Genomic DNA, 12,096 nt, shown 5'->3' with positions numbered 1-12,096 from the left:
GTCGGGCCTGAGCCGTCCGCCTGCCCTCCCGAGCCGGAAGAAAAGAAACTTTCCTGCCAAAGCGGGGCGAATCCGGTTACCGTGGCAGGACGGAAGTCCGAACGGGAAGGAAACTCAGCAGGTGGCAGGGTCGGGTACACCACCGGTCGGCACCCCGGCCGGGATGCGCATGATCAACCAGCGGGCGGTGCTCGACCTGTTGCGCCGCGGCGGGCCCGCGACGCGGCCGCAGGTGGCGAAGGACACCGGGCTGTCGAAGCCCACGGTGAGCCAGGCTCTGCTGGCGCTGGAGGCCGCCGGGCTCGCGCGCGCGACCGGGCACACGTCCACCGGCACCGGCCGCTCGGCGGTGCTCTACGAGGCGGACCCGACCGCGGGGTACGTGCTGGGCCTGGACATCGGCCGCGAGCACATCCGGGTCGCGGTCGCCGACCTCGGCCGCACCACGGTCGCCCGGCGCGACGTCCGCAACACGGCCCGCTCCGGCAGCGCGCTGATCTCCGCGCTGGGCAAGCTGGCGACGGACATCGTGGCCGAGGCGGGCCTGACGAACGACGACATCGTGGTCCGCGTGCTGGGCTCCCCCGGCGTCGCGGACCCGGTCAAACGCTGTTTCCGGCACGCGCCGAACCTGCCCGGCTGGGGCCGTCCGGGGCTGCTCGACGACCTGGAGCAGGTGCTCGGGCCGGAACTGGTGGTGGAAAACGACGCGAACCTCACCGCGGTCGGCGAATGGGAAAGCGGCGCCGCGCGCGGAGCTTCGGTGGTCGGCTGCATCACCATCGGCACCGGCGTCGGCATGGGCCTGATGGTCGACGGCCGGGTTTTCCGCGGTGCCACCGGCGCGGCGGGCGAAATCGGCTACCTGCCTTACGGCCGTACGCATGTCGCCGACGAGCCCGGCGAACCGCCCGCACGCGGACACCTGGAGGAGGCCACCGCCGCCCAATCGGTGGTCCGCGGCGCACGCGAACTTGGCCTGGGCACAGCGCGATCGGCGCGCGAAGTCTTCCGCCTCGCCCGCGAGGGTGACGAATTGGCGCAGCGCGCGGTGTCCGAGGAAGCAGACCGGCTCGCGTACACCGTCGCTTCGGTGGCCGCGGTGATCGACCCGGAGCTGATCGTCCTGGGCGGCGGGGTCGGGACGGCGGCGGATCTGCTGCTGGAACCGATCGACCGGGCGCTCCGCGCGTTCACCCCGCTCACAACGACTGTGGTGCAAGGCGAACTCGGCGACGACGGCGTCCTCACCGGCGCGATCAGCGTCGGCCTGCGGGCGGCGGAACGACTGGTGTTCGACCGCCGCGTAGGCGCCGCCTGACGCTCGGTAAACGTCGCGCCGCGGCCCGCGAATGTCACCCGGGACCGGTACGTTGCAGGCATGATCGGACTGCCCGACACCATCACCGCCTGCCTCTTCGACCTGGACGGCGTACTGACCGGGACGGCCGTGCTCCACCGCGAGGCGTGGAAACGGACGTTCGACGAATACCTGCGCTCCCGGGACGCCGCCAACTTCCAGGAGTTCACCGACGCCGACTACGCGACCTACGTGGACGGCCGCCCGAGGGCCGACGGCGTACGGGAATTCCTTCGCTCACGCGGAATCGAGCTCCCCGAGGGCACCCCGGACGACGCCGTCGACGCGCCGACCGTGAACGGCATCGGCAATCGCAAGAACGAACTCGTCCTGAAGATCATCGACGAACGCGGCGTAAACCCGTATCCCGGTTCCGTGCGCTACCTGGAAGAAGCGAAGCGTGCCGGGCTGCGGATCGCCGTGGTGACCTCGTCGGCGAACGGCGCCAAGGTCCTCGACGCAGCCGACCTGTCCCGCTTCGTGGAAGCCCGAGTCGACGGCCTGGTCATCCGTCGCGACCACCTGAAAGGCAAGCCAGCTCCCGATTCTTTCCTGGCCGGGGCCAAGGAACTCGGCGTGGACCCGAAGCAGGCCGCGGTGTTCGAGGACGCACAATCCGGCGTCCAAGCGGGCAAAGCCGGCGGTTTCGGTTACGTCGTGGGCGTCAATCGGGAGAACCAGGCAGACGCACTGCGCGCGCACGGCGCCGACGTCGTGGTGGACGACCTCGCCGACCTGCTGGAGGACAAGTGACGGAACTCGGTTACGAATGCTCCCCGTGGGAGCTGCGCTGGCGCGGCCTCGACGTGGATGCGTTGCAGCGCACCGAATCCGCCTTCGCGGTGTCGAACGGACACATCGGACTGCGCGGCACGCTCGAGGAAGGCGAACCGCGCGGGCTGCCCGGCACCTACCTCAACGGGTTCTACGAACAGCACGAACTCCCCTACGCCGAGGGCGGTTACGGCTACCCGGAGGAAGGCCAGACCGTCGTCAACGTGACGGACGGCAAGATCATCCGGCTGCTGGTCGAGGACGAGCCGCTGGACATGCGCTACGGCATCGCGACCGCGCACGACCGCGTGCTCGACTTCCGCCGGGGCACACTGCGCCGCGTCACCGAATGGTCCTCCCCCACCGGACGGCGCGTGCGGGTGACCACCGAACGGCTGGTTTCCTTCACCCAGCGAGCGGTCGCCGCGATCCGCTACGAGGTCGAACCGCTCGACGAGGACCTGCAGCTCGTCGTCCAGTCCGACCTGCTGGCCAACGAACCGGTCGAGTCCGACACCCGCGACCCGCGCGTCGCCGCCGCGCTCGACGCGCCGCTGGTCGGCGAGTTCAGCCACGCCGCGGGCTACCAGGCTGTCCTCGTGCACCAGACCCGGATGTCCGGGCTGCGGGTCGCCGCCGCGATGGACCACAAAATCGAGGTCGACGACGGCCTGCGCACCCGCATCCACGCCGAGGAGGACCTCGCCCGGCTCACCGCCGCGGTCGACGTGCCCAAGGGCGGACGGCTGCGGGTCACCAAATTCCTCGCCTACGGCTGGTCCGCGCAACGCTCCGCGCCTGCCTTGCGCGCGCAGGTCGAAGCCGCGCTCGCCGGTGCCCGGCAGACCGGCTGGAAGGGCCTGGCCGCTGAACAGCGCCAGTTCCTCGACGACTTCTGGGCCACTTCGGACATCGAAATCGACGGCGACCCGGAACTCCAGCAGGCCGTCCGGTTCGCGCTTTTCCATCTGCTGCAGGCCGGAGCCCGCGGCGAAACCCGTGCTATCGCCGGAAAAGGCCTCACCGGGCCGGGATACGACGGGCACGCGTTCTGGGACAGCGAGACGTTCGTGCTGCCGGTGCTGACGTACACGATGCCGGACGCCGCCCGCGACGCCCTCGGCTGGCGACACTCCACAATAGACAAAGCGAGAGAACGCGCGACCCAACTCGGCTTGCGTGGCGCGGCTTTCCCGTGGCGGTCCATCAACGGCGCCGAATGCTCGGCGTACTGGCCGGCGGGCACCGCGGCGTTCCACGTCAGCGCGGACATCGCCGATGCCGTCGTGCGGTACGTGAACGCCACCCAGGACGAGCATTTCGAGCGCACCTGCGGCGCGGAACTGCTGCTGGAAACCGCGCGACTGTGGGCGTCTCTCGGGCATTTCGACCACCACGGGCACTTCCGCATCGACGGCGTCACCGGACCCGACGAGTACTCTGCGGTGGCGGACAACAACGTCTACACGAACCTGATGGCGCGCAAGAACTTGCTCGCCGCAGCCGACGTGTGCCGTCGGCATCCGGACATCGCCGCGCAGTTCGAAGTGGACACTCCCGAGATCGATTCCTGGCGCGCCGCGGCGGAAGCGATGGCGCTGCCGTATGACCAGGAACTCGGCGTGCACCCGCAGTCGGAAGGCTTCCTGCAGCACGACGAGTGGGATTTCGCCGCCACCGACGAGGATTTCTACCCGCTGCTGCTGAACTACCCGTACTTCGACCTGTACCGCAAGCAGGTCGTGAAGCAGGCTGACCTCGTGCTGGCTCTACACCTGTGCGGCGATTCGTTCAGCCCGGAGGAAAAAGCCCGCGACTTCGCGTATTACGAAGCGCGGACCGTCCGGGATTCTTCACTGTCCGCGGGCACGCAGGCGGTGATCGCGGCAGAGGTCGGGCACCTTCAGCTCGCGTACGACTACCTCGCCGAAGCCGCGCTGACCGATCTGCACGACGTGCACAACAACGTCCGCAACGGCCTGCACATGGCGTCGCTGGCCGGTGCCTGGCAGGCCGCCGTGGCCGGATTCGGCGGCCTGCGCGATTACGGCGGCCAGCTGTCGTTCGCGCCGCGGCTGCCGGACGAGCTCGGCGGCCTCACGTTCCGTCTCGCCTTCCGCGAAACCCGGTTCCAGGTGTCGATCCGGCACGGCGCGGCGACGTACCGGGTGCTGAGCGGGCCGCCATTGGACCTGATCCACCATGGCGAGCGGTTCACGGTGACTGAGGAGCCGGTGGAGTTGCCGATCCCGAAGCTGGATCCCGGCCCCGCGCCGGTCCAGCCCATTGGGCGGGCGCCGGCGCGACGGGACGCGTCTAAGGTGCGGCAGTTCGACCGCAGCTGACTCGTGAGTGGCGATGCCGGTTAGAACCGGCATCGCCACTCACGAGAACCAGGCCGAGCGGAAGCTTCGCCGAGCGAGAGCGCAGGCTCAGCATTCGTGGGCCGAGGAGCTCTGCGGGTTCGGGTTGTGCGCGGTCTTGCGCCCCAATGTGGCATTGGGTGCGCTCAACGCACCGAACGCCACATTGGGTGCATCCGCCGCACCCAATGCCACATTGGGGCGCTCGCCACCGCAGGCAGCCAGCCCGGTATCCGCGCTAACCGGCATCGCCACTCACGACGGCGAATCCTCCGTGCCCGGTACCCGAGGCACCTCGTCCGTCCGCGAAGGGCTCAGATCCGGTCCCGGCGCGTTGGCCACCTCGCCGGGCAGCTCGTCCGCGTCCGGCAGTTCGCGTTTGCGGCGCGCGGGGAACGGCGAGTCCTCTTCGTCGTCCTCGGACCGGTCGCGGGGGTGGAATTCGCTGCGCGGGGTCATGGTTCCGGGATACCCGGTTTACCGCCCTCGCACCAGGGAGTTCACGCGGCCGGACGCGATCGTTGCTTACCGGTCGCGTCCGTGAGCTGGTCCAGCAACGTCAGCAGGAGCCCGTCTCGCGTCGACCACGGGCAGATCGTCAGCTTTCCGCCCGCGACCGTCAGCAGCGCCTCCGCGACCACCGCGCCGCCGAGTGCCTGCTGGGCTCGCTGCCGCGAAATCCCCGGCAGCTGCGCCCGCCGCGCGAAGGGCATCGCCGACAGTCGCGGGATCCACGCGCGCACGTCGTCCAGGTGCAGTTCGCGGGCCTTGCCTGGGCGGTCGCCCGCCAGCCGGGCCAGTTGGCGCAGCACCTTCGAACAGCCGACCACCCGGTGATCGGCCAGTTCGGCCTGCACGTCGCCCAAAGCGGCGGAGACTTCCTCCAGCACGTGGTCACGCAGCGCACGCACTTGCTTGCTGCGCACCGGCGGTTCGGCGGGCAGCCAGTCGCGCGTGACCGACCGGGCGCCCAGAGGCAGCGACCGCGCGAATGTCGCTTGTTCACCAGCTCCGGCGGACAGCTCGACCGTGCCGCCGCCGATGTCGAGCGCCAGCAGCGGGCCGCCGGACGCGCCGTACCAGCGGCGCGCGCCGACGTACGTCAGTTCCGCCTCGCGACGGCCGGAGAGGAACCGCAGCTCGACACCGGTTTCGCGGGCCACCTCCCGGACTGCGTCACGAGAGTTGACCGCGTCCCGGATTGACGACGTGGCCAGCGGAAACACGTCCTTGACACCGTGCTCGCGAGCGAATTCCATCCCGCTGGAAACGGCCTTCGCAATAGCCGCGATGCCGCATTCGCTGAGCCGTCCGTCGTCGTCGAGTTCGCGGTCGAGCCGCAGCCGGGTCTGGTGCGTCAGGACCGGGTCGATCGGGGATCCGCCGGGTTCGAGCACGACAAGCCGGGCACTGAACGAACCCACGTCCAGCACCGCGGCGGCGGATCCTTCGATTCTGCGCACAGCCCGGCATACCTCGCTTTCGCCCCGCCCGGATTCCCCGTTGAACCCGTTCTTACTCCCGAATTCGCGCCCCGCGCGGAGAGTTGACGGCATTTCGACGGCGGCATCGACCCCGGGGTGCGGTTTTTTCACACCCCAGTGGCCCGCATCATACCGGACCTATCCGAGCAGCTCTTTCAGCTTGGCGACGGCGGCCACTCGCGCCTCGCGTCCGGGCTGCAGCGGGTTGACCGCCAGCGTCGTCGCCCCGGCCTCCTTGAACGCCGCCAGCCGCTCCTTCACATACCCCGCCGGACCGACCAGCGAGGTGGCGCGCAGCAGCTCCGTCGGGACCGCCGCGGCGGCTTCTTCCTTCTTGCCGTCGAGGTACAGGTCCTGGATCTTCTTGGCCTCGGCCTCGTAGCCGTAGTTGCAGGCCAGCGTGTTGTAGAAGTTCTTGCCGCGCGCGCCCATCCCGCCGATGTACAGCGCGAACACCGGACGCACCCAGTCCAGCAGACCCTCGACGTCGTCCCCGATCGCCAGCGGCGGCGCGGCGAACACGTCCAGCTCGCCCAGCTCCGGGTCGCGCTTGGCCTTGCCCTCGGCCAGCGAGGCGCCCCAGACGTCGGCGGCCTTCTCCGGGTGGAAGAAGATCGGCTGCCAGCCCTCGGCGACCTCGGCGGCGAGGGCGACGTTCTTCGGCCCGAGCGCGGCGAGCACCACCGGGATCCGCTCGCGCACCGGGTGGTTGATCAGCTTGAGCGGCTTGCCGAGGCCGGTTCCCTGGTCGGCGGGCAGCGGGATCGTGTAGTGCTTGCCGTCGTGCACGACGCGCTCGCGCTTCCACACCTGGCGGCAGATCTCGATGATCTCGCGGGTGCGGCCGATCGGCGCGTCGTACTTCACGCCGTGGAAACCCTCGATGACCTGCGGGCCGGACGCGCCGAGACCGAGGGTGAAGCGGCCGTCGGACACGAAGTCCAGCCCGGCCGCGGTCATCGCGGTGAGGCTCGGCGTGCGGGTGTAGATCTGGAAGATGCCCGACATCAGGCCGACGCGCTCGGTCTTCGCGGCGAGGTAGCCGAGCTGGCTCACCGCGTCGAAGCTGTAGGCCTCGGGGACGAACACGATGTCGAGCCCGACCCGCTCCAGCTCCACGATGTCCGCGACGCTTTCGGCGAACCCGCCCGAGTAGCTGACGCCGGTGCCGATCCTCATCGATCCCTCATTCCCGTGCCGGTCGACTGTGACTAAGCGTTTGCTCATTATGCGGCCGCTCGGGTGCCGACGCTACGGCGTGGGTCACACCACAGCGGGAGCCACCGTCCCGCGCACGTCGCCGAACCCGATCCGGGCACCGTCTGGACCAGGGGCGGAGGCGGTGATGACGACCTCGTCGCCGTCCTCCAGGAAGGCACGGGTCTCCTCGCCGACCGCGAGCGGTTCGCGACCGCCCCAGCTCAGCTCCAGCAGCGACCCGCGCTGGTCCTTCGCCGGGCCGGTGACCGTGCCGGACGCGTACAGGTCGCCGGTGCGCAGGCTCGCGCCGTTCACCGTGAGGTGCGCGAGCTGCTGCGCGGCCGTCCAGTACTGCGTGGCGAACGGCGGGCTCGACACGAGGTGGCCGTTGATCCGGATCTCCAGCGCCAGGTCGAGACTCCACGACTCGCCGCCGCGCAGGTACTCGAACGGCTCCGGGTCCTGCGCGGGCTGCGGCACCCGGGCGTGCTCCAGCGCGGCGAGCGGGACCAGCCACGGCGACATCGACGTCGCGAACGATTTGCCGAGGAACGGCCCGAGCGGCTGCATTTCCCAGCCCTGCAGGTCGCGCGCCGACCAGTCGTTGACCAGGCAGACGCCGAACACGTGGCGCGGGAACTCGTCGATCGGCACCGGAGCGCCCAGTTCGGATCCCACGCCGACGACGAAGCCGACCTCGGCCTCGAAGTCGAGGAGTGTGGAGCTGCCGAAGGACGGTTCGGCCGCCTTGCGCGGTTTCCGTTGTCCCGCCGGGCGAATCACCGGCGTGCCCGACGCGACGACCGTGCCCGCGCGGCCGTGGTACCCGATCGGCAGGTGTTTCCAGTTGGGCGGCACCAGATCGTCCCCGCCGCTGAAGACCCGGCTGGCGTTGAGCGCGTGCTGCTCGCTGGAGTAGAAGTCGACGTAGTCCGCGACCTCCACCGGCAGATGGCTCGTGATTTCGTTGCGGGGCACCAGATGCGGCCGGATCCGGTCGGCGTGGCGCGGCTCGCTGAGCCATTCGCGGACCCGTGCCCGCACGTCGGCCCAAACGTCCGGGCCGGCGGCGAGCAACGGGTTCAGCACGCCCGCGCCGAGCAGGCGGCCGAAGGACTCCCCCTCGGCCGCCGCGCTCAGGTCGAGCACCTGGTCTCCGATCGCGACACCGGCCCGGCGGGTCCGCTCGCCGTGCGAGAAGACGCCGTAGGGCAGGTTGTCGAGACCGAAGAGGGTGCCGTCCGGAAGGTCGAGCCAGGTCACGCGGAAACCTCCGCGATCCACGCGCCGACCACAGTGTCCAAAGCGGACAGCGGGAGAATTCCGTTGCCCAGGATGACGTCGTGGAACGCGCGGATGTCGAACCGGTCGCCGAGCGCCTTTTCGGCCTCGGCGCGAACGCGCTGGATTTCCAGCCGTCCCACCATGTAGCTCAGCGCCTGGCCCGGATTCGCGACGTACCGGTCGATCTCCGCCTCGATCTCCATCTTCGCCATCGGCGTGTACTCGACGAGGTAGTCGACCGCCTGTTGGCGGCTCCAGCCCAGCGCGTGCAGGCCGGTGTCGACCACGAGCCGGCCGGCCCGCATCGAATCCTGGGCGAGCATGCCGAAGCGGGCGACGTCGTCGGAGTACAGGCCCATCTCGTCGGCGAGGCGCTCCGCGTACAGGCCCCAGCCCTCGATGTAGGCGTTGAACGGCGCGATCCGGCGCAGCAGCGGCAGATCGGTGAGCTCCTGCGCGAAGGTGAGCTGGAAGTGGTGTCCCGGAACGGCTTCGTGGAACGCGATCGCCTCGCTGGTGAAGCGCGGCCGCGAATTCGCCTCGTAAGTGTTGGCGTAGTACGTGCCGGGCCGGGAACCGTCGAACGCGGCCTGCAGGTAGTAGGCGATGGTGCCGCTCGCCGCGTCCGCCTCCGGGACCGGCTCGACCTCGCACTTCGCGTCCGGAACCCGGGAGAACCATTGCGGGGCGACGGCTTCCGCCCGGACAATGGCCGCCCGCGCGCCTTCCAGCAGCTCCTCGCCGTCGCGCCAGCGCAGCTCCGGGTCGGTGCGGAGGCGGTCGAAGATCTCCGCCAGCTCCCCGGTGCCGAACACGCGGGCGCCCAGCTCGCGGTATTCCTCGGCCAGTTTTTCGCCCATCCGCAGACCGGTGTCGTGCAGTTCCCGCGCCGTGCGGTCGGTGGTGGTGTGCACGCGGATCAGGCCCTGGTACTTCTCCAGCCCGCCCGGGAGATGGCCGATGCCCGGCTGGCTGTCCGTCTTCGAAACCGGCAGCACGTGCTCGGCGAGGAAGTCGCGGTAGCGCCGGTACGCGGGCCGCACGACCTCGGCGAGCAGCCGGTCCCGCTCCGCGGCGAAGCCCTCGACCTCGACCGTCGGCGTGACGCGGAACGGGTCGCCCTCCTCGTTCGCGAGGTATCGCTCGACGTACTCGATCCCGATGCGCACCAGGAAGTCCGGCGGCGCGAACCCGTCCGCGACCGTCGTCCGCTGGGCCTCGATCACCGCGTCGAGGTAGCCGCCGACCGCCGCCAGCCGGGCGAGGTAGTCGCGGGCCTTGTCCGCGTCGTCCGGGACCAGCGCGGGGAGGATGGTGACCAGGTGCAGCGCGGGCGCGCTGAAGCCGTCGCTCACCGCGAAGCCGGACAGCCGCGAGTCGATCGTGTCGATCGCGCCGCGGGCGTGCGACCGCACCACCTCGCGGGTGATGACCTCGGACGCGCTCAGCCCGGCCGGATCGATCGCGTCGGCGCGCTCGGCGATCGCGGCGTACCCGGCCCGGTGGCGCTCGGCCGCGGCGAGGCTCGGGTCGCCGAGCTTGGCGTGGTCGCCGGGGAGCCCGAGAACGGTCCGCTCCAGCGGTTCCGCTTCGAAGCTCAGCTCGACCAGCTCGTCGGCCAAGCCGAGGACGGTGTCGCCGTGGCCAGCCACCCACTCGGTGACCACGGCGTCCAGCACCGACAGCGGCAGGGAGCCGCCGGAGAGGATCGTGTCGTGGAACGCCTTGATGTCGAAGCGGCTGCCGAGCCGCTGTTCAGCCTGCTCTCGCAGCCGCTCGATTTCCAGCCGTCCCACCATGTACGCGAGCGCCTGGCCCGGGAAGCCGAGGTACCGGTCGACCTCGGACTCGATTTCGACCTGCGCCATCGGCGTGTGCTCCAGCAGGTAGTCGACCGCCTGCTGCCGGCTCCAGCCGAGCGCGTGCAGGCCGGTGTCGACGACCAGCCGTCCGGCCCGCATCGACTCCATCGTCAGCATGCCGAGCAGCGACACGTCGTCGGAGTACAGGCCCATCTCGTCGGCGAGGCGCTCGGTGTAGAGGCCCCAGCCCTCGGCGTACGCGGTGAAGTTGCCGATGCGGCGCAGCAGCGGCAGCTCGGCGAGGTCGAGAGCGGTGCTGAGCTGGAAGTGGTGGCCCGGGATCGCCTCGTGGAACGCGATGACCTCGGCGGTGTGCCGGAACCGCTCGGTGGCCTGGTGGGTGTTGGCGAAGTAGACGCCCGGCCGGGACCCGTCGGCGGCGGGCGGCATGTAGTACGCCGGAGGCGCGCCGGGCGCGGAATCCTCCGGCACCGCCTCGACCGTCCACGGGTGCCGCGGGATGCGGCCGAACCAGTTCGGCGCCTCGGCCTCGGCGCGGGAAATCGCCGTGCGGGCGGTTTCGAGGAGGTCTTCGGCGCTCGTCCAGCGGAGCTTCGGGTCGGTGCGCAGCCGCTCGAAGATCTCCGGCAGCTCGCGGGTGCCGAACACGCGCTCGCCGAGGGCCTGGTACTGCTCGACCTGGCCGGCGATCACCGCGAGACCGGTGTCGTGCAGCTCCTGCGGGGTGCGGTTGCTGGTGGTGTGAGTGCGGGCGAGACGGGCGTAGATCTCGTCGCCGCCGGGCAGCCAGGAGACGCCGCCCTTGTCGTCCGGGCGGCCGTGCGGGAGGACCTCGGCTTCGAGAAAGTCGCGGTACTCGCGGAAGCCCGGCCGGGCGACCTCGCTGAGGACCTGCTGACGGCGAGCGGCGAAGTCCTCGTCCGGGGCGGGCTGGCGCAGCAGCGGGTCGTTCTCGGGCTCGGCCAGGTAGCGGTCGAGGTGCGCGATCGCGGCTTTGACCAGGCGTTCGATCGGCAGGAGACCGGCGGCGATCCCGTCGCGGTGGCGTTGCGCGACGGCGCGGAGGTACTCGGGGATTTCGGCGAGCCGTCCGAGATGCGCCTCCGCGGTTTCGGCGGTGACGGTGACCATCGGCAGCGTGGACAGGAGCCCGGAGGCGGGGCCGACGAAGAGGTCGGTGACGGTGAAGTCGACGACCCGGCTGTCCATCCGGTCGAGGTTTCCGTCGACGGAGCTGAGCAGGACGTCGCGGGTGATGCGATCGGCTTCTTCGAGCCCGGCCGGGTCGATCGCCTCGGCACGCTCCCGGATGCTGGTGATCTTCTCGCGGAACGCCGCCTCCGCCGCGGCCGACGGATCGCCGAGCCCCGGCGCGTCCGGCCGGATGCCGAGAATGGCGGCGTCGAGCGGTTCGTGGTCGAACGACGCCTCGACGAGCTCGTCGGCGAGATCGGAAACGACGGACATCGGCGTGGACCCCCAGGGTAGGCGGAGAAGGTGCGATTCCGACCCTAATCGAGACGGCGGCCGCGACGCCCGTGTCCGGGCCGACGGCCTTCTTCCGGGCGCAGGAACGTTCCGGGCCGTGGAACCTGGGGCGTTGCGGGAGGAGCTGGTCAGGCGGCTGGGCAGCGGGTGACCCGGCGTCCTGCGGTCCGTCGCGGGGTGCCGGTTCTGCGTGCCGGGCTCGGACCGTTGCCTCCGTCGTGGCCGGGGCGGAACGCGAGGCGGGTGCCGGTTCCGAGTCCCGGGTTCGGCCGGTTGCCGCCGCCCCGGCCGGGGCCGGGACTCGGGGCGAACGGGCGCGG

At 70.6% G+C, this 12,096-nt stretch carries 8 protein-coding genes; 3 read left to right on the top strand and 5 right to left on the bottom strand.

Annotated features, from left to right (window positions below):
* Positions 1-163: 163 nt before the first annotated feature.
* Genes AB5I40_RS43220 through AB5I40_RS43210 form a run of 3 tightly spaced genes read left to right on the top strand, consistent with a single transcriptional unit; the run spans position 164 to position 4,479 of the window.
* A complete protein-coding gene (locus tag AB5I40_RS43220) occupies positions 164-1,321 on the top strand; it encodes an ROK family protein (protein WP_370940719.1) in 1,158 nt (385 codons plus the stop codon).
* Positions 1,322-1,381: 60 nt separating this feature from the next.
* Positions 1,382-2,113, top strand: coding sequence for an HAD family hydrolase (locus AB5I40_RS43215; protein ID WP_370935967.1), 732 nt, complete (start codon positions 1,382-1,384; stop codon positions 2,111-2,113).
* Positions 2,110-4,479, top strand: coding sequence for a glycoside hydrolase family 65 protein (locus AB5I40_RS43210; RefSeq protein WP_370935966.1), 2,370 nt, complete (start codon positions 2,110-2,112; stop codon positions 4,477-4,479). The genes AB5I40_RS43215 and AB5I40_RS43210 overlap by 4 nt, the downstream gene beginning before the upstream one ends.
* A 273-nt stretch (positions 4,480-4,752) precedes the next feature.
* Here AB5I40_RS43210 and AB5I40_RS43205 read toward each other — a convergent pair whose 3' ends face one another.
* The 5 genes from AB5I40_RS43205 to AB5I40_RS43185 all read right to left on the bottom strand — a co-directional run bounded on the left by AB5I40_RS43205 (position 4,753) and on the right by AB5I40_RS43185 (position 11,755).
* The gene (locus AB5I40_RS43205; RefSeq protein ID WP_370935965.1) at positions 4,753-4,956 is read right to left on the bottom strand and encodes a hypothetical protein; all 204 of its coding nucleotides are present in this window, start codon (positions 4,954-4,956) and stop codon (positions 4,753-4,755) included.
* 41 nt (positions 4,957-4,997) lie between these two features.
* Positions 4,998-5,960, bottom strand: coding sequence for a Ppx/GppA phosphatase family protein (locus AB5I40_RS43200; protein ID WP_370935964.1), 963 nt, complete (start codon positions 5,958-5,960; stop codon positions 4,998-5,000).
* 159 nt (positions 5,961-6,119) lie between these two features.
* The gene (locus tag AB5I40_RS43195; RefSeq protein WP_344284942.1) at positions 6,120-7,160 is read right to left on the bottom strand and encodes an LLM class F420-dependent oxidoreductase; all 1,041 of its coding nucleotides are present in this window, start codon (positions 7,158-7,160) and stop codon (positions 6,120-6,122) included.
* A gap of 84 nt (positions 7,161-7,244) precedes the next feature.
* A complete protein-coding gene (fahA, locus tag AB5I40_RS43190) occupies positions 7,245-8,444 on the bottom strand; it encodes a fumarylacetoacetase (protein WP_370935963.1) in 1,200 nt (399 codons plus the stop codon).
* Positions 8,441-11,755, bottom strand: a complete 3,315-nt coding sequence (locus AB5I40_RS43185; protein ID WP_370935962.1) for a DUF885 family protein — start codon at positions 11,753-11,755, stop codon at positions 8,441-8,443. The genes fahA and AB5I40_RS43185 overlap by 4 nt, the downstream gene beginning before the upstream one ends.
* Between the last annotated feature and the right edge of the window lie 341 nt (positions 11,756-12,096).

Source organism: Amycolatopsis sp. cg13, assembly GCF_041346965.1.
Taxonomy (GTDB): Bacteria; Actinomycetota; Actinomycetes; order Mycobacteriales; family Pseudonocardiaceae; genus Amycolatopsis.
The sequence above is the reverse complement of the archived record's forward strand: the minus strand, read 5'-3'. Positions and strand labels throughout refer to the sequence as shown.